This is a genomic window from Mesorhizobium sp. M0522 (assembly GCF_040321085.1).
Taxonomy (GTDB): domain Bacteria; phylum Pseudomonadota; class Alphaproteobacteria; order Rhizobiales; family Rhizobiaceae; genus Mesorhizobium.
On sequence record NZ_JAMYQW010000006.1, the window covers coordinates 168,338 to 191,248 of the forward strand.

General features: G+C 63.6%; 18 protein-coding genes and 1 tRNA gene. 8 read left to right on the forward strand and 11 right to left on the reverse strand.

Annotation, left to right across the window (positions count from 1 at the left end):
- Positions 1–2: 2 nt before the first annotated feature.
- Genes NKI58_RS10460 through NKI58_RS10480 form a run of 5 tightly spaced genes read right to left on the reverse strand, consistent with a single transcriptional unit; the run spans position 3 to position 4,652 of the window.
- Positions 3–779: an enoyl-CoA hydratase/isomerase family protein gene (locus NKI58_RS10460; RefSeq protein WP_352568158.1), complete on the reverse strand. Its 777-nt coding sequence runs from the start codon at positions 777–779 to the stop codon at positions 3–5.
- Positions 772–2,373 (reverse strand): acyl CoA:acetate/3-ketoacid CoA transferase, encoded by a 1,602-nt coding sequence (locus NKI58_RS10465; RefSeq protein ID WP_352454051.1) that lies wholly within the window; start codon positions 2,371–2,373, stop codon positions 772–774. The genes NKI58_RS10460 and NKI58_RS10465 overlap by 8 nt, the downstream gene beginning before the upstream one ends.
- Entirely contained in the window at positions 2,370–3,386 is a 1,017-nt protein-coding gene (locus tag NKI58_RS10470; protein WP_352568156.1) for a Gfo/Idh/MocA family protein, read from the reverse strand. The genes NKI58_RS10465 and NKI58_RS10470 overlap by 4 nt, the downstream gene beginning before the upstream one ends.
- Positions 3,383–4,438, reverse strand: a complete 1,056-nt coding sequence (locus NKI58_RS10475; protein ID WP_352454053.1) for a LacI family DNA-binding transcriptional regulator — start codon at positions 4,436–4,438, stop codon at positions 3,383–3,385. Before NKI58_RS10475 ends, NKI58_RS10470 begins: the two co-directional genes overlap by 4 nt.
- Positions 4,395–4,652 (reverse strand): hypothetical protein, encoded by a 258-nt coding sequence (locus NKI58_RS10480; RefSeq protein ID WP_352785627.1) that lies wholly within the window; start codon positions 4,650–4,652, stop codon positions 4,395–4,397. Before NKI58_RS10480 ends, NKI58_RS10475 begins: the two co-directional genes overlap by 44 nt.
- A 28-nt stretch (positions 4,653–4,680) precedes the next feature.
- On the opposite strand from NKI58_RS10480, the gene NKI58_RS10485 reads away from it, so the two are divergent.
- Together NKI58_RS10485 and fcl are read left to right on the forward strand one after the other, a co-directional pair.
- A complete protein-coding gene (locus NKI58_RS10485) occupies positions 4,681–5,832 on the forward strand; it encodes a dihydrodipicolinate synthase family protein (RefSeq protein ID WP_352785630.1) in 1,152 nt (383 codons plus the stop codon).
- A gap of 162 nt (positions 5,833–5,994) precedes the next feature.
- Entirely contained in the window at positions 5,995–6,957 is a 963-nt protein-coding gene (gene fcl / locus NKI58_RS10490; protein ID WP_352785633.1) for a GDP-L-fucose synthase, read from the forward strand.
- A gap of 66 nt (positions 6,958–7,023) precedes the next feature.
- On the opposite strand, the gene NKI58_RS10495 is transcribed toward fcl, so the two are convergent.
- Positions 7,024–7,098 (reverse strand) — tRNA-Val (locus NKI58_RS10495).
- 104 nt (positions 7,099–7,202) lie between these two features.
- Positions 7,203–7,565 (reverse strand): cell cycle two-component system response regulator CpdR, encoded by a 363-nt coding sequence (cpdR, locus tag NKI58_RS10500; RefSeq protein WP_006199474.1) that lies wholly within the window; start codon positions 7,563–7,565, stop codon positions 7,203–7,205.
- 153 nt (positions 7,566–7,718) lie between these two features.
- On the opposite strand from cpdR, the gene NKI58_RS10505 reads away from it, so the two are divergent.
- The 3 genes from NKI58_RS10505 to NKI58_RS10515 all read left to right on the forward strand — a co-directional run bounded on the left by NKI58_RS10505 (position 7,719) and on the right by NKI58_RS10515 (position 10,374).
- Positions 7,719–8,660 (forward strand): N-formylglutamate amidohydrolase, encoded by a 942-nt coding sequence (locus NKI58_RS10505; protein WP_352488728.1) that lies wholly within the window; start codon positions 7,719–7,721, stop codon positions 8,658–8,660.
- 328 nt (positions 8,661–8,988) lie between these two features.
- Entirely contained in the window at positions 8,989–9,762 is a 774-nt protein-coding gene (hisN, locus tag NKI58_RS10510) for a histidinol-phosphatase (RefSeq protein ID WP_352568152.1), read from the forward strand.
- 102 nt (positions 9,763–9,864) lie between these two features.
- Entirely contained in the window at positions 9,865–10,374 is a 510-nt protein-coding gene (locus tag NKI58_RS10515; RefSeq protein ID WP_352588141.1) for a DUF1579 domain-containing protein, read from the forward strand.
- A 20-nt stretch (positions 10,375–10,394) separates the two neighbouring features.
- On the opposite strand, the gene NKI58_RS10520 is transcribed toward NKI58_RS10515, so the two are convergent.
- Positions 10,395–11,366: an alpha/beta fold hydrolase gene (locus tag NKI58_RS10520; RefSeq protein WP_352633671.1), complete on the reverse strand. Its 972-nt coding sequence runs from the start codon at positions 11,364–11,366 to the stop codon at positions 10,395–10,397.
- 474 nt (positions 11,367–11,840) lie between these two features.
- Here NKI58_RS10520 and NKI58_RS10525 point away from each other — a divergent pair, with 474 nt between their 5' ends.
- Entirely contained in the window at positions 11,841–12,305 is a 465-nt protein-coding gene (locus NKI58_RS10525) for an Hsp20 family protein (protein ID WP_023675381.1), read from the forward strand.
- A 90-nt stretch (positions 12,306–12,395) separates the two neighbouring features.
- Here NKI58_RS10525 and NKI58_RS10530 read toward each other — a convergent pair whose 3' ends face one another.
- A complete protein-coding gene (locus NKI58_RS10530) occupies positions 12,396–13,448 on the reverse strand; it encodes a threonine aldolase family protein (protein WP_352576130.1) in 1,053 nt (350 codons plus the stop codon).
- Positions 13,449–13,923: 475 nt separating this feature from the next.
- Between NKI58_RS10530 and gltB the strand changes: the two genes are divergently transcribed.
- A complete protein-coding gene (gltB, locus tag NKI58_RS10535) occupies positions 13,924–18,654 on the forward strand; it encodes a glutamate synthase large subunit (protein WP_352785639.1) in 4,731 nt (1,576 codons plus the stop codon).
- Between the two features lie 143 nt (positions 18,655–18,797).
- On the forward strand, positions 18,798–20,252 hold the full coding sequence (locus NKI58_RS10540) for a glutamate synthase subunit beta (protein ID WP_023675384.1): 1,455 nt from the start codon (positions 18,798–18,800) through the stop codon (positions 20,250–20,252).
- 22 nt (positions 20,253–20,274) lie between these two features.
- Here NKI58_RS10540 and NKI58_RS10545 read toward each other — a convergent pair whose 3' ends face one another.
- A complete protein-coding gene (locus NKI58_RS10545; protein ID WP_352633669.1) occupies positions 20,275–21,522 on the reverse strand; it encodes an SGNH/GDSL hydrolase family protein in 1,248 nt (415 codons plus the stop codon).
- A 26-nt stretch (positions 21,523–21,548) separates the two neighbouring features.
- On the reverse strand, positions 21,549–22,775 hold the full coding sequence (locus NKI58_RS10550; protein WP_023675386.1) for a lytic murein transglycosylase: 1,227 nt from the start codon (positions 22,773–22,775) through the stop codon (positions 21,549–21,551).
- Between the last annotated feature and the right edge of the window lie 136 nt (positions 22,776–22,911).

The window sequence follows — 22,911 nt, forward strand, 5'->3', positions numbered from 1 at the left end:
TCCTAAGATCTTGAGAACGCCGGCTTCTGCTTGGTCTTGAAAGCCTCGACGCCGGTCCTGAGATCGCTTGTCAGCGCGATGAAGCCGCTGGCCAGCGCTTCGGTCGCGGCAGCACTCTCTTCGCCCTCGGCGATTGTAATCATCAGCTTGGCGGCTTCGGTCGCGAGCGGGCCGCGCTCGGCGATCTTGCCGGCCCAGGCCTTGGCTTCGGCGAACGCCTTGCCGGTCTCGACCACCCGGTCGACAATCCCCAGAGCAAGAGCCTCGGTAGCCAGAAACACCTCGCCGCCGAGCGCCATCCGCCGCACTGCCTGCGCGCCGAAGCGGCGCACGGCGCGCTGGGTGCCGGACCAGCCGGGAACGACGCCGATCGAGGTTTCGGGGAACCCCAACTTCACCTGCGTTTCCGCCACGCGAAAGTCGCAAGCCGCCGCCAGTTCCAGCCCGCCGCCCAGCGCATGGCCGGCAAGAACGGCGATCGTCGGCTGCCGCAGCCGCGCCAGCCGGTCGAAGACGCGGTGGCCGTAGCGCACCCATTGCACCTGGAAATCGGCAGCGCTCATTTCTGCCCAAGCCTCGACGTCGCCGCCGGCGCAAAAGCCCTTGCCTTCGCCGCAGACCAGCACGACGCGGACGCCGGTTGCTGTCTCGGCCTCGTCGAGTGCCGCTTCCAGCGCCCGCAGCATCGGAATATCGAGCGCGTTGAATTTCTCCGGCCGGCGCAGCGTGACAATGCCGATGGCGCCGTCGGTTTCAAAGGTTACCAGACGCTCAGCCATGTGCGCCTCCAAGCGACGCGCCGCCATTGAGCGATAGGCCGATCGGCCGGTCCCGGTAGAGCGCATCCGGCGTCACTTTCAGGTCGTTGGCGACGGCGAGCGGGATCTCGGCCTGCGCCAGCACATCGCGCTCGAGGTCGATGCCCGGCGCCAACTCGGTCACCATCAGCCCCGCAGGCGTCAGCTTCATCACGCAGCGCTCGGTGACATAGGTGATATCCTGTCCCTGCGCGACGGCACGCTTGCCCGAGAAGGAGATATGCTCGACCTCGCCGACGACTTTCTTGACCTTGCCCTCCTGGTCGATGCGGATGCCGCCACCGGCAAGCGACAACTTGGCGCCGGCATTGAAGAAACCGGAAAAGACGATCTTCTTCGCCCGCGCGGTGATGTCGACGAAGCCGCCGGCGCCGGCGGTGACATGCGGCCGCGCCGAAAGCTTCGAGACATTGACAGAGCCGTGGCGGTCGATCTGCAGGAAGGACAGCAGCGAGGCGTCGAAGCCGCCGGCCTGGAAATAGATGAACTGGTGCGGCGAAGGCATGAAGGCGTCGGCATTCGACGAGCAGCCGAACTTGAAATCGAGCAGCGGCACGCCGCCGACCGCGCCCTGTTCGATGACCCAGGTGACCTTGCCGTGCTGGCCTTCCTCGAGCAGGATGCGCGGCACATTGGCCGAGATGCCGAAGCCGATATTGACCGCCATGCCGTCGGCAAGCTCCATGGCGACGCGGCGCGCAATGACCTTCTGGACGTTCATCTCGGCGTTGCGAAAGCTCGACAGTGGCCGGAAGATCTCGCCGGAGATGGCCGGATCGTAAGGCGTCAGCGTCGTCTGCAACTGGTCGGGCGCCACCACGATATGGTCGACCAGCACGCCGGGCACGCGCACATCGTGCGGCTTCAGCGTGCCGTTCGCGACGACGCGCTTGACCTGCGCGATGACGATGCCGCCATTGTTGCGGGCGGCCAGCGCCTGTTCGAGGCCGCCGAGATAGGCACCCTCATGCTCATAGGTAAGGTTGCCGCGCTCGTCCGCCGTGGTGGCGCGGATGATCGCGACCTGCGGTACGATCGAGCGGAAATAGAGCCATTCCTCGCCGTCGAACTGCTGCACCGAAACGATCGGCTCGCTGGCGGCAGCATTCATGGCGCAACCCTGATGGCGCGGGTCGGCAAAGGTATCGAGCCCGACCTTGGTCAGCACGCCGGGGCGCTTGGCCGCGGCCTCGCGATGCATGTCGAACAGGATGCCGGACGGCACGTTATAGGCGGCGACCGAATTGTCGCCGATCATCTTCCAGATCTGCGGCGGTTCCGACGATGACGGCCCGGACGGATAGGAGCCGCACAAAGTGCGCTTCAACAGGCCGGGCTTGGCTAGATGGTCGATGCCCTTGATGCCGTACATGTCACCGGCGGCGATCGGATGCAGCGTCGTGATGTCCCTGGGATGGCCTTCCGCGTCGAAGCGCTCGCCGACGGCAGCCAGCACCGCATCCGGACAGCCGAGGCCGCTCGACGATGACACGGAAACGACCATGCCATCCCTGATCAGGCCGGCAGCTTCAGCCGCTGAAACGAGCTTGCTCACGCGGCGCTCCCGAGCTTCGGGTCGATGGCAACGGCGTTTCCGGACCTGGCCGATTGCAATGCCGCCTCGGCTGATGTCAGCGACCAGACGCCGTCCTCGCCGGTGGCGGACGGCTGGCCGTCGCCACGGATCGCTGCGTGGAATTCGCGCAGCGAACGGGCATAGAGGTCTTCGCGGTCGAAGCTCAATTCCTCCTCGCCCTGTGCCGTGCGAAGCAAGACCGAGCCGACCGGCTTCTGCGTCATCACATTTTTGGCGATCAGCGAGCCTTCGCTGCCATGCACCTCGAAGCCGGTGCCGGCGAATTTTGTCGTGAAGCCCTCATGCGATTGGGCGATGACGCCCGATGCGAAGCGCCAGAGGCACATGGCGCCGTCTTCCAGTCCGCCGGCGGCCATGCCGGCCGACTGCGTGAATGCCGAGATCTCGACGGGATCGTCGCCGAGCACGAAGCGCAGCGTGTCGGCATCGTGAACGGTGATGTCGAGCACCACGCCGCCGCCGGCGTCCGGCCTGGTGATGCGCCAGCCCTGCAGGTTTTCCGGCAGATAGACGGAGTGGAAGACGCGCGCGGCGATCAGCCTGCCGATGCGGCCGGCAGCGATCGCTTCGCGCATCGCCCGATGCGAGCCGGCATTGCGCAGATGGTGATTGGTGCCGAGCACGACGCCGGCGGCCCTGGCCGCCGCGACCATCTTGCGCGCGTCGGCGCTGGTCAGCGCCAGCGGCTTTTCGCACAGCACATGCTTTCCCGCCTCGATGGCGGCGAGTGCCTGTTCGAGATGCAATTCGTTAGTGGTCGAGATGTAGACGGCGTCGATATCGGATTTGAGCAGGGCGTCGAGCGTCGAGACCGCCGCCGGAATGCGGTTTTCACTGGCGTAAGTGGCGGCGCGCTCCGGGCTGGAGCTCATCACCGCGGCGATCTCGCCGTCCTTCTGCGCGCGGATGGCGCCGATCATGAACTGTCTTGCGATCGTGCTGGCGCCGATCAGCCCCCAACTGACGGTCATGCCGCGTCTCCCATTCCTGCACAGCCATGCTCGTTGCGATCGGGGCCGCAGCTTTCCCTGACCACGAGGTTGACGGCGCCGATATGATCCTCGGCGCGCGTGGTGCGCGATTGGATCATCTTCAGCACGACATGGGCGGCGCGCTCGCCGAGGCCGGCGGTGTTCACCGCGACGCTGGTCAGCGCCGGCATATAGTGCTCGGCCTCGGCGACGTCGTCGAAGCCGACGACGGCAAAGTCCGCGCCGGGTTCCAGGCCGCGCTTGCGCAGCGCCAGCAAGACGCCGAAGGCGACCGCATCGTTGAAGCAAAGGGCCGCGGTCGGCGGCGCGGCCATGGCAAGTGCGGTTTCCAGGCAGGCAATACCGCCCTTGCGGCTGGTTTCGCCCTCGAAGACCAGCCTGTCGGCCGGTTCGATGCCGAGCGCTTCACAGGCCTCGCGAAAGCCGCCCAGGCGCTCGTGATAGACGACAAGGTCGGACGAGCCGCCGAAGAAGGCCAGCCGGCGATGGCCCTTGCCGATCAGATGGGCGGTGGCGAGATAGGCGCCGCGATGATTGTCGGGCGTGATCACCGGGATACGGCTTTCGGGAAGCCGGCGCATGACGAAGACGACCGGAACGCCTGCGGTCTCAAGGCGACGGAACGCGCCAGGCGTGGTGCCGCGCGCCGGCGACACGACGAGCCCGGCGACACCCTGCTCCATCAACGATTTCAGAACCTCTTCCTGGCGCACCGGGTTTTCAGCCGTATTGGCGATGAAAGGCACGACGCCGGCCGACTGGAAGACGCGCTCCATGCCGACCGCGAGCTCGGCGAAAAACGGATTGGTGAGATCGTTGATGACCATGCCGATGACGTTGGAATGGGCCTTGCGCAGATTGGCGGCGCCGCGGTTGTAGACATAGCCGACGTCCTCGATCGCCTTGCGCACCTTGAGCGCGGTTTCGGGCCGGATCAGCCCGCTGCCTTGCAGCACCAGCGATACCGTCGATTTGGACACGCCCGCCTCACGGGCTATGTCGAGTATCGTTGCCTTGGCCCGGCTGGCCATCCAGATCTGTCCTCCCGGTGGTTTCTTGTGCGATTTTATTGGAACGATCTAATCCCTGGGGCGCATTTGAGTCAATCGCGTTTTTGCGAACCCGGGAAAAATGCGGCTCGGTGGCGCAATCCTCCGGCAAGCAGGCTTTCGGCTGCTGCGATGCAGCAATTTTTGCTGCACGAGGCAGGGCGGCAAAATATCTTGATTTGTTGGAACGTTCCATTTAATAGGCGTTGGTAAGGGAGAGAGCCATGGACATCACCTTGCCCGGGGAAGGCGCCGGCCGTGTCCGCTACCGGCTTGTCGGCCAGCCGGTGCAGCCTGTGGCCGGCGCTCGCTTCTCGCGCATCGCCTACGCCGCCGCCCATGTCGCTGCCGATCCCCTCGCCATGGCCGATCCGTGGTCGAGGCCCGCGGTCGACTGGGACAAGACGATGGCGTTTCGCCATCACCTCTGGCGGCTTGGCTTCCGTGTCGCCGAAGCGATGGACACCTCTCAGCGCGGCATGGGTTTCGACTGGGCGAATGCCAAGGAATTGATCCGCCGCTCGATCGCCGAGGCGCGCAGCGTCGAAGGCGCCGATCTTGCGTCGGGCGCCGGCACCGACCATCTGGCGGGGGGCGCCAGCAGGCTAGACGATGTCATCGCGGCCTATGAAGAACAGCTCGGCTTCATCGAAGGGCTTGGCGGCAAGGCGATCATGATGGCCAGCCGGGCGCTGGCGGCGGTCGCCAAAGGCCCCGACGACTATATCGGCGTCTACGACCGCATCCTGTCCCAGGCCTCCGGCAAGGTCATCCTGCACTGGCTGGGCGACATGTTCGACCCGGCGCTGAAAGGCTACTGGGGCAGCAGCGATTTCGAAACTGCGCTGGAGACGGTGGTCGCGATCATCGAACGCCATGCCGGCAAGGTCGAAGGCATAAAGATATCGCTGCTCGATGCCGGCAAGGAGATTGCGCTCAGGGACCGGCTGCCTGAGGGCGTGCTGATGTTCACCGGCGACGATTTCAATTACCCCGAGCTGATCGCCGGCGACGGCGACAGACATTCGCACGCGCTGCTCGGCATTTTCGATGCCATCGCGCCGGTCGCCAATGCAGCGCTGGCAAGGCTGGCCGACGGCGACCGCGCCGGCTATGACGCGCTGATGGCGCCGACAGTGCCGCTGTCGCGCAAAATCTTCGAGGTGCCGACCGAATATTACAAGGCCGGCATCGTCTTCATGGCATGGCTGAACGGCCACCAGGAGCATTTTTCGATGGTCGGCGGCATGCAATCGGCGCGCGGCATCCGTCACTATGCCGATGTCTTTCGCCTTGCCGACCAGGCAGGGTTGCTGGCCGACCCCGAGCTTGCCATTGCCAGAATGACAAGCCTCTGCGCGGTAGCGGGCGTCTGATCGCGAGCGCCACAGCGTCCGATCCAAAGGTTGCTTCGGGTGGCTTTGCGATTTGCCTTGTCTGGGCAAATCTGTATGCGGTATGCGTCCGGCAACAGAGAAGCCGATCCGGCGCTCCGCCGGCCAACTGGCATAGCTGCCGTTCTGCAATGGGGTAAGCTGATGACCTTCGACCTTCAGGGCAAGCGCGTTTTCGTGGCCGGACATCGCGGCATGGTCGGCTCGGCCATCCTGCGCAGATTGGCCGACGAGGATTGCGAAATCCTGACCGCCTCGCGCGCCGAGCTCGATCTTCTCGACCAGGCCGGCGTGCGGCGCTGGATGGCCGACCGCAAGCCGGATGCAGTGGTGATGGCGGCGGCCAAGGTCGGCGGTATCCTGGCCAACAACAGGCTTCCCGTCGATTTCCTGCAGGACAATCTCGTCATGCAGAACAATGTCATCGACAGCGCCTTCCGCAACGAGGTGCAGAAGCTGCTGTTTCTCGGTTCATCCTGCATCTATCCCAAATTCGCGGCGCAGCCGATCTCCGAGGACGCCTTGCTGACCGGGCCGCTCGAGCCCACCAACGAATGGTATGCGATCGCCAAGATCGCCGGGCTGAAACTGTGCCAGGCCTATCGGCGCCAATACGGCGTCGACTACATCTCGGCGATGCCGACCAATCTCTACGGGCCGGGCGATAATTTCGACCTCAATTCCAGCCATGTCGTGCCCGCTCTGATGCGCAAGGCGCACGAGGCCAGGCGCGCCGGCCGCAAGACCCTGGAGGTGTGGGGATCGGGCACGCCGATGCGTGAATTCCTGCATGTCGACGACGCCGCCGACGCGCTGGTCTGGCTGCTGAAGAATTATTCGGGCGACAGCCACATCAATGTCGGCTCTGGGGAAGACATCACCATTGCCGACCTTGCCCGCACCATCGTGTCGGTCGCTGGCGCCGATGCCGCGATAACGTTCGATGCGACGAAGCCGGACGGCACGCCGCGCAAGCTGATGGACGTGTCGCGTCTGTTCGCCACCGGCTGGCGCCCGCGCTATTCGCTGCGCAGCGGATTGGAACAGACCTATGCGTGGTTTCTGGAGCACGTCGAGAGCGGCGATCTCCGCCTCGGCGCCGCCTGAGGCCGGTATAGGCCGGGAACGTCAGTCGACGAAAAATACCGACGGCCAATTGAGGGATTGTCTGGATGGTGGGCGTGACAGGGATTGAACCTGTGACCCCTGCAATGTCAATGCAGTGCTCTCCCGCTGAGCTACACGCCCATCCGAAGCCGCGCATACACCATTTTTGGTTCTGCACGTCAATAGCGGGAAAGGGGAAAGAATGGCTGGCTTGCGGCGTCGGTCAAGACGCGACAAAAAGCGCGTCAGGCGGCCTGCAGCATCTTTTCGACTTCGTTGACGAGGTCGCGCAGGTGGAACGGCTTCGATAGCACCTTGGCGTCTTTCGGCGCCTTGGAATCAGGGTTCAGCGCGACGGCGGCGAAGCCGGTGATGAACATCACCTTGAGGTCGGGATCGATCTCCGTGGCGCGACGGGCGAGCTCGATGCCATCCATCTCGGGCATGACGATGTCGGTCAAAAGCAGCGAAAAAGGTTCCTCGCGCAGCCGCTCATAGGCACTGGCGCCATTGTCGAAATCGCTGACCTGATAACCGGCGCGCTCCAGCGCCTTAACGAGGAACCGGCGCATGTCGTCGTCGTCTTCCGCCAGCAGAATGCGTGCCATCTTGTCCCGTCCGAATCACCCAACCGACAATGCCGTGCGGCAAGCCCGTTAACCATGCTGTATATGAGGAGGTGACGGTAAACATCAAGTGAACGTTGGCCGCACAATCCTGATTTGGCTGGCGCTTCGGCGGCTGGACATGTGGGCGGCGAGGTGGCACTTTCCTATCATGATGCATTGGTATTCCCGGGTTCGTTCAAATTGAAAACGGCAGCCGAGGATTTTTCGGTCGTTCCACCCTTCGAAATCCGATCGGGCGCCGAACAGCGCGTTCCCTTCCTCTTCAACTCGCCGCATAGCGGCCGCTACTATCCGGACCGGTTCATGGCTATGGCCAAGCTGGACCGCAACGCTATCCGCCGCTCAGAGGACTGCTATGTCGAGGAATTGTTCGGCGGCGCCGTCGCGCTCGGGGCGCCGATGCTGGCGGCAAACTTCCCGCGCGCCTATCTCGACGTCAACCGGGAGCCGTGGGAACTCGACCCGCGCATGTTCGCCGAACCGGTGCCGTCATTCTGCAACATCCGCTCGGCGCGGGTGGCCGGCGGGCTCGGCACCGTGCCCAAGCTGGTCGGCGAGGGGCTCGACATCTATTCCGGCCGCTTGCCGCTGGCGGAAGCCGTGGCGCGCATCGAAGCGGTCTACAAGCCCTATCACGAGACGCTGAAACGGCTTTTGACCAGAACCCATGCGCGCTTCGGCTACGCCGTGCTGATTGACTGCCACTCGATGCCGGCAAGCATAAGGGTCGGCGACAGCGGATTGCGGCCGGACTTCATCGTCGGCGACCGCTTTGGCATTTCCGCCGCGGCGGCGTTGACCGAGACGGCGATCGGCCTGCTCACCGGCATGGGCTACAGCGTCGCCCACAACAAGCCCTATGCCGGAGGCTTCATTACCGAGCACTATGGCCGCCCCGTGCGCCATCTGCATGCGCTGCAGATCGAGGTCAATCGCGGGCTCTACATGAATGAGCGGACGTTCCAGAGATCGGCTGGTTTCGACGCCCTGGCCGACGATCTGGCGCGGTTTTCGGCCGAACTGATGGCGATGCCCGATCACAATTTCATGGATCTGCCGCTGGCCGCCGAATAGCCGCGGAATCGCGGCACTCGCCGCTCATGCGGCAGCGTAAAAAAAGACCGCATCGTTTGCACGACACGGTCGAAGTCTAGGGAGGAAACGCCCAAGGAGGGCATGGACAGGAACCCCTGTCCGAGAACAAACGTATTGTGCGCTGCACAAATGTCAAGGCGCGTTCCGGCTTTTTTAATTCATTGTGAAGTGGAAATTGCATTTCCATGACGGCGGCGTTGCATTCGAGCAACAGTTGGCACCATGCGAAAGGCTCCGAACGCCTTTGTTTCGGCATAAATCCGTAGGCAAACGGGCATCTCCAAACATGCTGGAGCGGGAGAATCAGTTGGACATCAGCATCGAGTTCATGCGGCGCATTGCGCGTGCCGCCGCAGCCGAGACCTTGCCGCGCTTCCGCAACCAGGGCGCGGTCACCAACAAGGAGCGCGGCAGCTTCGACCCGGTCACCGAGGCCGACCGCGAGGCCGAGCGCGCCATCCGGGCGCTGATATCAGCGCAGTACCCCGATCACGGCATTCTCGGCGAGGAACATGGCGGCGAAAACATCTCCAGCCGGCATGTCTGGGTGATCGATCCGATCGATGGCACGCGCGCCTTTATTTCCGGCCTGCCGGTATGGGGCACGCTGGTCGGGCTGACGGTCGACGGCGATGCCGTCGCCGGCATGATGTCGCAGCCCTTCACCGGCGAGCTGTTCTACGCCAATGCCTCGGGCTCGCATTATGAAGGTCCCGGTGGCCCGCGAAAACTCGCGACGCGCAAGACGACGAATCTCGCCGAGGCGACGCTGTTCACCACCACGCCGGCGCTGTTCAAGGGAGACGCGCGCCTGCGCTACGACCTGTTCGAGCAACAGGTCCAACTCGCCCGCTACGGCACCGACTGCTATGCCTTCGCCATGGTGGCGGCGGGCAGCGTCGATATCGTCGCCGATCCCGGATTGAAGCCCTACGACATCGTCGCGCTGATCCCGATCATCGAGAAGGCGGGCGGCGTCATCACCACTTTCGAAGGCGGACCGGCGGAAAAGGGCGGCGACATTCTGGCAGCGGCGACACCGGAGCTGCACGCGGCAGCAATGGCGGCGCTGCGCGGCTGAGATTGGCCATTGCTGCCCAGGCAAGATCGTTGCCATACCTCCTGACAGGATGATGTCAGTTGGCATGCGCTATGGAACGCTGTCAGCCGGGGAGGACCATAGATGCCGACGCAGCCAGCAGCCAGCCATTCCGATGCTCCGGCGGACGGGCGGAGCGATTTCGATTTCTTTTTCGGGCGCTGGACCGTCGGCCATCGAAGATTGCAGAAGCGGCTGCAGGGCGACGGCAACTGGGATGTGTTTGGCGGCACGTGCGAGGTGCGGCCGATCCTTGGCGGCCTCGGCAATGTCGACGACAATTGGATTGAATTGCCCGGCGGGCCCTATCGCGCCGCCACCTTGCGGACCTTCGACCCTGCGGCGAGGCAATGGTCGATCTGGTGGATCGACGGCCGCAATCCGTCGACCATCGATGTTCCGATGCGCGGCACTTTCGTGGCGGGCGTCGGCACGTTCCTGTGCGAAGACGTCTTCGACGGCCAGCCGATCCAGGTCCGCTTCCTGTGGTCGCGGATCACGGACGGGTCGGCGCGCTGGGAGCAGGCCTTTTCGCCGGACGGCGGCAAGGCATGGGAGACCAACTGGATCATGGATTTCGCCCGCACGAGCTGAAGCCGGACAAGGTATGTGGCTCAGACGTCACCGGTTCCGGGGATGAAGGCATCGAATGCGGCTAGCAACTGCTCGCGATAGAGATCGGCTTCCTGCAGGATCTCATGGCGGGCGCCGTCGATCATCACTAGCGAGCCGACGCGCAGACGTCTCGCATAGGCCTCGACTGCCCTGGTCGAGACGACCTGGTCGGCGCCGGCGGCGATCATCAGCAAGGGCACGTGGATCTTGGCCATGAAATCCGGGTCGCTGACGATCAAGGACGCCTCCGTCGCCGCCTTCAGCCAGCGGATCGTCGGTCCGCCGAGCGCCAGCTGCGGATAGGTTTCGTAGATCAGCGTATTGCGCCGATAGCGTTCCGGGTCGCTGGTCAGCTTGTTTATGGCGAAGGGCACCGATTCCTTGGGCCGCGGCCCCCATGCGGCATAGAGTCGGCCAAGGCCGAGAAGGCAGAACAGCGAACAGATGCGGCGGACGGTTTTTACCGAAACCGGCAGGTCCGGCACGGTGAAGAACGGTGCGATCAGCACCATGCGGCGCACGCGGTTCGCCATCGAGGGCGCGGCGAGCAGCGCAATCACCGCGCCGGCCGAGTGGGCCAGTATGTAGTAGGGTCCTCGGCAATCGGGCAGCACGATCTCCTCGAAGAACTGCTCCAGATCGCCGGTGTAGTCGAAGAAGCTCCGGACGAAGCCGCGCTGTCGGTCGCCGATCAGCCGGTCGGAAGCGCCCTGGCCGCGCCAGTCGAGGGTTGCCACGCCAAAGCCCCGGTCGGTAAGGTTGCGAATGGTCTCGAAATACTTCTCGATGCACTCGTTGCGGCCGGTCAGGACAACGACGGTGCCCTTCATCGGGCGGGCAACCGCGGCAAACAGCCCATAGCGGATCTTCTTGCCGTCGCGCGTGGTGAAGAAGCCGCCGGCCGTGTTTTCCGGCAGCGGATTGCCCGGAGTTTCGTGGAAGAGAGGGGGCTGGTGGAGAAGATCGGTCATACGGTGTTTGGTTGGTGTCGGTGCCGGCGTGGGCGCAAGTCAGGCATAAACGCCCATGCGCCAAAAGCAAAAGGAATTCGGGACGCCGGGGAGGTCGACCCAGGCAGCGAACAAGTAAGGCCGGAAGCAGCCTTGGCGTGCTTCCGGCCTCTGTCGACCGGGAGGAAGGGACGTTACACCCGGTTCGGCCTCGTCGTGTCGCCTTTTCCGGCGACCTGTTCGTGATCTCGAGAACAGTTTTAGTGCCGCCTGGCTGAACGCTCGCCGAAGCCACGGTTCATCTGCCGTTCATCGGCATCGGGACGTGGGCCGGGACCGGTTCCGTTCGGACGCGGGAAAATCTTGAAATGCCGTCGCCGGCTTCCCAAATTTGTCATGCGGTCGCCAATGTCGGGGCCGCTGGTCCATCCGGAACGCCGTCACGGGTTTCGCACCGGCCATACGCAACCTTGTTGCTCAACAGGAGAACACACCATGCGTCACGTTGATTTTTCCCCGCTCTACCGTTCGACCGTCGGTTTTGACCGGCTGTTCACCATGCTCGATTCGCTTGCGCAGCCGGAAGGCCAGACGTATCCGCCTTACAACATCGAGCGCACGGGCGAGGATGCCTATCGCATCTCGATGGCTGTGGCCGGCTTCTCGGAAGATGAGATTTCGATCGAAGCTCACCGCAATGTGCTGACCGTCAAGGGTGAGCGCAAGGAGGAAGGCAATGGCGAAGGCTCCGAACTGCTCTATCGCGGTATCGCCAGCCGAGCCTTCGAGCGCCGCTTCCAGCTTGCCGATCACGTCGAGGTTGTCGGCGCCGCGCTGAAGAACGGCCTGCTCTTCGTCGACCTCAAGCGCAACATCCCCGAAGAGCTGAAGCCGCGCAAGATCGCGATCACCTCGGCTCCGGCCAAGGCCAAGCAGATCGAGGCCAAGACTGCCGCCTAAGCCAGGCAGCTAAACTCCGGGACGCCAACTCCCCGGGAAGAAAGGGCGGTGCAGCAATGCGCCGCTCTTTTTGCTGGTGGGCAAGGCTTGCTATCCGGCGAGCAGGTAGCCGAAACGGTCGACCTCGTCGGGCGTGGTCGCGAAGCTGGTGACAAAGCGATAGAGCGCTTCGTCTTCGCCAATGTAGCTGTCGTAGCCGAGCGGCCTGTGCCAGTCGTGGAAGGCCGCCCCTGCCGCTTGCATTCTTTCGGCCTCGGCCTTTTTCATGACTGCGAAGACCTCGTTCGCCTGCGGCAGCCAGGCCAGCCGGGCCGAAGGGGAATCTTCTATCGCCGCGGCAAGCCGTGCCGCCATCGCATTGGCGTGCCGTGCTGTGTCGAGCCATAGCCCACCCCTGAAATAAGCATCGAATTGCGCGGCGATGAAGCGCGATTTCGAGAACAGCTGGGCCGCGCGCTTGCGCAAAAAGGCCAATTCCTTGGCTCGCTCGAGGTCGAACAGCACGATCGCCTCGGCGCACCAACAGCCATTCTTGGTGCCGCCAAAGGAGAGGATGTCGACACCGTGCTTCCAGGTCATTTCGGCCGGCGTCGTTTCCAGCGCGACGAGCGCATTGGCAAAGCGGGCCCCATCCATGTGCAGCGGCAGTCCATGCTGCTTTGCGATCGCCGAAATCCTGGCGATTTCGTTCAGCGTGTAGACGGTGCCGACTTCGGTCGACTGGGTGATCGAAACGGCAACCGGCCGCCCGGAATGGACGTTTTCGGGTGCGAAACGGTCCACCGCCCGTTCCAGATTGCCGGCATCGATCCTGCCGAGTGCGCCTTCGACTGTATAAAGCCGCGAACCGCCGGTGAAATATTCCGGTGCACCGCATTCGTCCTCGATGACGTGCGATTCGCGATGGCAGAAGGAAATGCCGCCTGGCTTGTTATAGGTAGTCAGCGACAGCGAATTGGCAGCGGTGCCGGTGGCGACGAAAAACACCGCGACCTCGCATTCGAAGATTTCATTGAAGCGCTGGTAAACGGCCTTGTCGAGGGCACCGTCGCCATAGGCGGTGGAGAAGCCGTCGGCATGGCCCGACAGGCCGGCAGCGATACGGGGATGGGCGCCTGCCCAATTGTCGGAAGCGAAAATCATGCGTCTGCCTATGCTGGGGAAATCGATGCGAGCTTGGCCGCTTTCGCATGTCGGCCGCAAGTGGCAGATGCCGAAAATCCGCTAAAGCCAGCGAAACGCATGAGCGTAGATGCGGCGACTGAAGGCTACGCTGACACGGCGTTCCGCGCAATTTTCTGTCGCGAAAGCCTCAAGAATTTTGTGAATCGGTCTTGTGTGCATCCAAAATTTCTGTCATAAAAATTTAGGACAGTAGTGCTGTCTTATTTTGTCGCACAAAACTGGCCGCATTGGCATATGATTGCGCCTCTGCGGCATTGCCGCGAGCGACAGCTAGACAGCCTGGCTCCGGCCTGTACGAATACCATATGCGAACCATGCGGAAAGCCGCACGGTCGGCAAGAACTTCGCAAGACGTGCCGCAAGATTGAAAGGGGAGCCACGCGCTTCCCGACGGAAACCAGCGCCCGAAGGGGACGGAACGGAGGACAGGACGATGACGGACATGACGCCATCTGCGACGAAGGCCGCGCAGACGAAAGCGGCAGCCGTCAAAAATCCGTCCCTGACCAATATTGGGCGAACCAGCACCGGCTATGCCGCGCACGGCCTCTATGATCCGCGCAACGAGCATGATGCCTGCGGCGTTGGCTTCATCGTCAACATGAAGGGCGGCAAGTCGCATCAAATCGTCGAGGACGGCCTTGCCGTGCTCGAAAACCTGACGCATCGCGGCGCCGTCGGCGCGGATCCGCTGATGGGCGACGGCGCCGGCGTGCTGGTGCAGCTGCCGGACCGCTTCTTCCGCGAGGAGATGGCCAAGCAAGGGGTCGAACTGCCGAAGCCCGGCCACTATGCCGTCGGCCATGTGTTCATGCCGCGCGACCCGGAGCTGCAGGCGCATATCGAAGGCATCATCGCCGAGGTGGCGCAACTCGAGGGCCAGCCGCTGCTCGGCTTTCGCGACGTGCCGGTCGATAATTCGTCGCTGTCCAAGGCGCCCGACATCGCCGCTTCCGAGCCGGTGCACCGACAGGTATTCCTGGGCCGCGGCGCCGAGATCGAGAACGACGACGATTACGAGCGGCGGCTCTACATCCTGCGCAAGGTCATTTCCGGCCGTATCCACGAAGAGACCAAAGGCGTCGACAACGGCTTCTATGTCGTCTCGATGTCGTCGCGGACCATCGTCTACAAGGGCATGTTCCTGGCCTATCAGGTCGGCGCCTACTACAAGGACCTCACCGACCCGCGTTTCGAGACGGCGCTGATCCTGGTCCACCAGCGCTTCTCGACCAACACGTTCCCGTCGTGGAAGCTGGCGCATCCCTACCGCATGGTCGCCCACAATGGCGAGATCAATACGCTGCGCGGCAACGTCAACTGGATGGCGGCGCGGCAGGCCTCGGTCGATTCCGAACTGTTCGGCAACGACATCTCGAAGCTGTGGCCGATCTCCTATGAAGGGCAGTCCGACACCGCCTGCTTCGACAATGCACTCGAATTCCTGACGCAGGGCGGCTATTCGCTCGCCCACGCCATGATGATGCTGATCCCGGAAGCCTGGGCCGGCAACAAGCTGATGGGTCAGGACCGCAAGGCCTTCTACGAGTATCACGCAGCCCTGATGGAGCCGTGGGACGGGCCAGCGGCGGTTGCCTTCACCGACGGCCGCCAGATCGGTGCCACGCTCGACCGCAACGGGCTGCGGCCGGCGCGCTACATCGTCACCGACGACGACCGCGTCATCATGGCCTCGGAAGCCGGCGTGCTGCCGGTGCCGGAGGAAAGGATCGTCAAGAAGTGGCGGCTGCAGCCCGGCCGCATGCTGCTGATCGACCTGGACAAGGGCCGCATCGTTTCCGACGAGGAGATCAAGTCGGAGATCGCGACCAGGCACCCCTACAAGAGCTGGCTCGCCAACACACAGCTCATCCTCGAGGATCTGAACCCGGTCGAGCCGCGCGCCCTGCGCAGGGATGTCTCACTGCTCGACCGCCAGCAGGCGTTTGGCTACACCCAGGAGGACACCAAGCTGTTGATGTCGCCGATGGCGACCACCGGCCAGGAAGCGGTCGGCTCGATGGGTACCGACACGCCGATTTCGGCAATGTCGGACAGATCAAAGCTGCTCTACACCTATTTCAAGCAGAATTTCGCACAGGTCACCAATCCGCCGATCGACCCGATCCGCGAGGAGCTGGTGATGAGCCTGGTGTCCTTCATCGGGCCGCGGCCCAACATCTTCGATCTTGTCGGCAATTCGCGCCGCAAGCGGCTCGAAGTGCGCCAACCGATCCTGACCAATGGCGATCTGGAGAAGCTGCGCTCCGTCGGCCACACCGAAGACCGTTTCGACACCAAGACGATCGACATCACTTACGGTTCGAATGAAGGCGCGGCCGGCATGCAGGGCGCCATCGACCGGCTATGCGAGCGCGCCGAGGCGGCGGTCGCCGGCGGCTACAATATCATCATCCTGTCGGACCGTCAGCTCGGCCCGGACCGCATCGCCATTCCGGCACTGCTGGCGACTGCGGCCGTGCACCATCATTTGATCCGCAAGGGATTGCGCACGTCGGTTGGGCTCGTCGTGGAATCCGGCGAGCCGCGCGAGGTGCATCATTTCTGCTGTCTCGCCGGCTACGGCGCCGAGGCGATCAATCCCTATCTCGCTTTCGACACGCTGCTCGACATGCACAAGCGTGGCGAATTGCCGGCGGAGGTCGATGCCTACGAAGTCGTCTCCCGTTACATCAAGTCGATCGGCAAGGGCATCCTGAAGGTGATGTCCAAGATGGGCATCTCCACTTACCAGTCCTATTGCGGCGCGCAGATATTCGACGCCATCGGGCTCAAGTCGGACTTCGTGCAGAAGTACTTCACCGGCACGGCGACGCTGATCGAAGGCGTCGGGCTGGACGAGATCGCCGCCGAAACGGTCAGCCGCCACACCGACGGCTTCGGCAACGACCCGGTGCTGCGCAACAGCCTCGAGGTCGGCGGCGAATACATGTTCCGCATGCGCGGCGAGGCCCATATCTGGTCGCCCGACGCAGTGGCGACCTTGCAGCACGCCGTGCGCCAAGGCTCGTGGGAGACGTTCAAGGACTATTCCGCCCAGATCGACAGCGAGACGGCGCAGGCGCAGACCATTCGCGGCCTGTTCAAGATCAAGCTTGCGCAAGAGACCGGGCGTAAGAAGGTCAAGCTCGACGAGGTGATGCCGGCGGCCGATATCGTCAAGCGCTTCTCGACCGGGGCGATGTCCTTTGGCTCGATCTCAAGGGAAGCGCACACGACACTGGCGCGCGCCATGAACGCCATCGGCGGCAAGTCGAACACCGGCGAGGGCGGCGAAGAGGCCGACCGCTATCTGCCACTGCCGGGCGGCGGCAAGAACCCCGAACGCTCGGCAATCAAGCAGGTCGCTTCGGGACGCTTTGGCGTCACGGCCGAGTATCTGGTCAATTCCGACATGATGCAGATCAAGGTCGCGCAAGGGGCGAAGCCCGGCGAGGGCGGCCAGCTGCCGGGCCACAAGGTCGATGCGACCATAGCAAAGGTCAGGCACTCGACGCCGGGCGTCGGCCTGATCTCGCCGCCGCCGCATCACGACATCTATTCGATCGAGGATCTGGCGCAGCTCATCTACGACCTGAAGAACGTCAATCCGGCGGCCGACGTATCGGTCAAGCTGGTCTCGGAAGTCGGCGTCGGCACGGTTGCGGCCGGCGTCGCCAAGGCGCGTGCCGACCACATCACCATATCAGGCTATGACGGCGGCACCGGTGCCTCGCCGCTGACCTCGCTCAAGCATGCCGGCAGCCCGTGGGAGATGGGCCTTGCCGAGACGCACCAGACGCTGGTGCTCAACGGCCTCAGGTCGCGCCTCGCGCTGCAGGTCGATGGCGGCCTGCGCACCGGGCGTGACGTCATTATCGGCGCACTGCTCGGCGCCGACGAGTTCGGCTTTTCGACCGCGCCGTTGATCGCGGCCGGCTGCATCATGATGCGCAAGTGCCATCTCAACACCTGCCCCGTCGGCGTCGCGACACAGGACCCGGTGCTGCGCAAGCGCTTCAAGGGCACGCCCGAGCACGTCATCAACTTCTTCTTCTATGTGGCGGAAGAGGTGCGGGCGCTGCTTGCCGAGATGGGCTACACCCATCTCGACCAGATCATCGGCGACACCGACCTTCTGGAAAAGCGCGAGCTGATCCAGCACTGGAAGGCACGCGGGCTCGACTTCAGCAAGATGTTCTACAAGCCCGATGCGCCGCACGAGGCGGTGCACTGGACCGAGCGGCAGAAGCATCCGATCGACGACGTGCTCGACCGCAAGCTGATCGAACTCGCAAAGCCGGCGCTCGAAGCCAGGCAGCCGGTCAGTATCGAACTGCCGATTCGCAACGTCGACCGTTCGACCGGCGCCATGCTGTCGGGCGAGGTGGCAAAGCGCTTCAAGCACAAGGGCCTGCGCGAGGACACGATCTCGGTCAAGCTCACCGGCACGGCCGGCCAGTCCTTTGGCGCCTTCCTGGCGCGCGGTGTCTCGTTCGAACTGGTGGGCGCTGCCAACGACTATGTCGGCAAGGGCCTGTCGGGTGGCCGCATTGTCATCCGCCCGCCGGAGAACACGAAAATCGTTGCTGCCGAGTCCATTATTGTCGGCAATACCGTGCTCTACGGCGCAACCGAGGGCGAGGCCTATTTCTGCGGCGTTGCCGGCGAGCGTTTTGCCGTGCGCAATTCGGGTGTCGCCGCCGTCGTTGAAGGCGTCGGCGACCATGGTTGCGAATACATGACCGGCGGTATCGTCGTCGTCATCGGCCAGACCGGCCGCAACTTCGCCGCCGGCATGTCGGGGGGCGTCGCCTATGTGCTCGACGAGGCGGGTGATTTCGCCGAACGCTGCAACATGGCGATGGTCGAGCTGGAGCCGGTTCCGGAAGAGGACGACCTGATGGAAAAGCTGCTCCACCATGGCGGCGATCTCGACCATAAGGGCCGTGTCGACGTATCCGGCGATATGACCAGCCATGACGAGGAGCGGCTCTACCAGCTGATCTCCAACCACGTCCACTACACCGGCTCGGTACGAGGTCGCGAAATCCTCGACGACTGGGCGACTTTCCGGCCGAAATTCCGGAAGATCATGCCGGTCGAATACCGCCGCGCGCTGATCGAGATGGAGCGGATGCGCATGAACGTGGCGGCGGAATAGATTTGGAAATTGCCGGGAGGCCGTGCGTCCCGGCAACCCTCTTCATCAACAATCCTGACCTCGGACTGAAGGTTGCCACAGCTGCCTTATGAGGTTAACGGGTGCGTCGCCAGGCGTGCCTTCCGGACAGTAGGGACTGGACTATGGGCAAGGTAACAGGGTTTCTCGAGATCGACCGGCAGGTGCACAAGTACCAGCCGGCTTCCGACCGCATCCGGCATTTCCGCGAGTTCACGCTGCCGATGTCGGACAAGGAGGTCGAGAAACAGGCCGCGCGGTGCATGGATTGCGGCATTCCGTATTGCCATGGACCGACCGGCTGCCCGATCCACAACCAGATCCCGGACTGGAACGACCTCGTCTACAATGGCGACTGGGAAAACGCGATCCGCAACCTGCATTCGACCAACAATTTTCCGGAATTTACCGGCCGCATCTGCCCCGCACCTTGCGAGGAAGCCTGCACGCTGAACCTCGAGGATATTCCGGTCGCCATCAAGACGATCGAGCAGGCGATTGCCGACAAAGCCTATGAAACCGGCCATATCCGGCCCTATCCGCCGGAACGGAAGACCGGCAAGCGCGTCGCGATCATCGGCTCGGGGCCGGCAGGCATGGCGGCTGCCCAGCAACTCGGCCGCGCAGGCCATGACGTTCACGTCTATGAGCGCGAGAGCCGGCCGGGCGGGCTGATGCGCTACGGCATCCCCGATTTCAAGATCGAGAAGCATTATATCGACCGGCGCATCGAGCAGATGCAGGGCGAAGGTGTCAGCTTCCATTGCGGCGTCAATGTCGGCGTCGACAAGCCGGTCGCCGAACTGCTCGCCGAATATGATGCCGTGCTCTATTGCGGCGGTTCCGAAACGCCGCGCCCGGCCAACATCCCGGGCGACGATCTCGACGGCGTGCACGACGCCATGCCCTATCTGGTGCAGCAGAACAAGCGTATCGGCGGCGAGCCGATCCAGTCGGTCGCATGGCCGTCGCGCCCGATCGTCGCCGGCGGCCAGCATGTCGTCGTCGTCGGCGGCGGCGACACTGCCTCAGACTGCGTCGGCACCGCCTTCCGCCAGGGCGCGGTGCGCGTCACCCAGCTCGACATCCGGCCGCAGCCGCCGGAAAAGGAAGACAAGCTGTCGGTCTGGCCCTACTGGGCGACCAAGATGCGCACGTCATCGTCGCAGGCCGAAGGCGCCGAGCGCGAATTCCAGGTGGCGACGCTTGAATTCATCGGCGAGGACGGCCAGCTGACCGGGGTCAAATGCTGCGAGGTCGACGAAAAGCGCAAGCCAATCGCCGGCACCGAATTCGTCATCCGCGCCGATCTCGCGTTCATCGCCATCGGCTTTGCCGGGCCAGCCGCTCGCGGGCCGGTCTCGGAACTCGACGGGCAGATGAAGATCGTCACCGACAGCCGCCGTTCGAAGAATGTCGAGGCCAATGACCGGGACTACAGGACCAGCGTCGAAAGGCTCTATACGGCGGGCGACGTGCGGCGCGGCCAGTCGCTGGTCGTCTGGGCGATCCGCGAGGGCCGCCAGGCGGCGCGCGCCATCGACGAGGCGCTGATGGGATCGAGCGTGCTGCCGCGCTGAGCCCGTTCCGAAGAGGTTCTGTTTACTGGCGGATCGCCGTCGTCGTATCGGATGCGGCCGCCGTCGCAGGCTGTGTCTTGGGTGGCCACGAGAAATCGTCGGCACGGCCCGGTGAGGCGTCGGGCGCCTTGCCCTCGATGACAAGCCTTTCGCCCGGCAAATGCTTGTCCGCTTTTGCCGGCGGGGCGGCGCCGAGAAGTTCCGAGCCGCCGTCCAGCGCCGGATCGCTGAGCAGCATCGGCACGGTGCGATCGACAGCTATCGGTGCGGCAGCAGGTGACGGCGCCTCGACGGGAGCGCCGGCCGGGGCAGACGCTGTCACCACGCTTCCCGGCGCGGCCAGCCCAAGGATCTTCATCAGCGGCTTTTCGGTATAGAAGGCGAGCTTGCGCTTGCCGGCCTTCGACATGTTGATGCCGTCGTCGGAGCGCAGGCGCACCGATTGGCCGTTGATGTCCGGTCCGCTGGTGATGAAGGCGCCGTTCTCGTCGACGAACCCGTCCCAGACGTCGACGAATTCGCCGCCGTGGCTTTCGGCGGACGAGCGGAAGATGTCGTTGAAGGCCAGCATGTCGGAGGTCATTTTCGAGACCCGGAAGGCCGGCATGCCAACCCACAGATACGGCACCTTGGTTGCTGCGATGGCCTTGCCGAACGCTTCGGTCCGGCGCTCGTATTCCTTGGTCCAGTTTTCGGATCGCGGCTGCTCGCGCACATCGCCGACGCGCATCTGCTGCCGGTCGTTGGATCCGAGCATGACGACGACGGCTGCCGGTTTTTCGGCAGCGATCAGCGACTTGACCTGGTCTGGCCAGTTGTAGACATCGTCACGCACGAAGCCGGACGATCCGTTGGCACGGACGACGATCCTGACGCCGGTGTTCTCGGCAAAGGCGGCGTCGAGCCCCTCAGCCAGCCCAGACGCCATGAAATCGCCGACCACCAGAACGACGCGTGCATCCGGCGCCTTCTCGGCCACCGGGGTTGTCGGCTCGGCCGGCGGCGGCCGGCGAACTGACCGGGGCTTTCTCAGCTTGGGCCTGGGCTTTGTTCTCTGGAATTCTCTCTGGAATTCGGGCGGCGGCTGCTCAAACCGCTCGCTTCTGCGCGGAAACAACAGGTCGCGCAGCGACCAGCCACGACTTTCCGGCTCCTGCGCCATGGCCGAGGTATGAAAGGCACTGGCGGCGCCGACTGCCAGAACGGCGATCGCCAGAACCAGGATCGGCACGCGACGAACGATTAACCGGATGCGCGCAGCCGAAACCAATCACCCTCTCCATCCCGCAACCGGCTCTAGTTCTGCCTGAGCCATTTGAGCACTTCCTTGCTCGGATACCCGTCCTGGGTCAAGCCGGCCTTTGCCTGGAAGGCCATGATGGCGGTTTTCGATCCGTCACCGATCTTGCCGTCGAACTTGCCGTCGTAATAGCCGTGCTCGGAAAGTCGCTTCTGAAGCTCCTGCCTTTCCTCGAAGGAGAGCTTGGTAAACGGTCGCTTCCAGTCCTGCACAAGCCCGCCATAGCCGGCAATTTCGTCGGCAAGAAGGCCCACGGCGAGCGCATATTTGTCGGCATTGTTGTAACGCTTGATGACCGAGAAATTCTTGATCATCAGGAAAGCCGGCCCGCCGCGGCCGCCGGGCAGCTTCAACGTCGCCTTGTCCGCACCGTTCTTGAACGGCTTGCCGTTGGCACGGCTGACCCCCAGCGCCTGCCATTGCGACAGCGACTTCGAGCCTCCGGGCAGCTTCTTGCCGTCCGGAAGGCTGACCTCATAACCCCAGGTCTTGCCTGCTTGCCAGCCGTTCTTCCTCAGCAAATTGGCGGCTGTCGCCAGTGCGTCGGGAATCGAATTCCAGATGTCGCGCTTGCCGTTGCCGTCCATATCGACCGCATAGGACTGGTAGCTGGTGGGGATGAACTGGGTATGGCCCATCGCGCCGGCCCATGAGCCGCTGAGATGGCTTTCGTCGATGTCGCCGGTCTGCAGGATCTTCAGCGCCGCGATCAGCTGGGTGCGGGCAAATTTCGCTCGCTTCGGGTCGGCATAACCAAGCGTCGCCAGCGAGCGCACCACATTGCGCATGATATCATCGCGCTTGAGGGTTTCGCCGTAGTTCGATTCCATAGACCAGATGGCCAGCAGGATGTAGCGGTCGACGCCGTATCTTGCCTCGATCCTGTCCAGCCAAGGCTTCCATTTCCTTGCCATCTGCTGGCCGACGGCGACCGACTGGTCATGGACGCGGTTGTCGAAATAATCCCAAGCGGGTGCGGTGAATTCGGGTTGAGTACGGGCCTTTTCCAGCACCACCGGGTCAGCATCGTTGATGCCCTTGAATGCCTGGTCGTAGACGGAGCCGGAAACGCCGCTCGCCACGGCGGTAGCACGGAAGCTGGCGACCCATTGGCGGAAGCCGGCATCGGCAAAAGCCGACCCGCTGGGCATGAGCAAGGCAAGCGAGAGGCTGGCGGCCGTCAGGACGCTGGTGAAGCGCCTTGCGGCGTTGCGAACGGACATCTTTTCCTCCTTCTTCATCTCAGGAAGACTATTCATCGCCGAACCCGGTTAGCATTTGGTTTACCATAGGTGTCGTCCGGGGTGAAAAGATGCGTCAATGCTTTACCAGCTGAGATTTCTGACCCGCCGTTCAGTA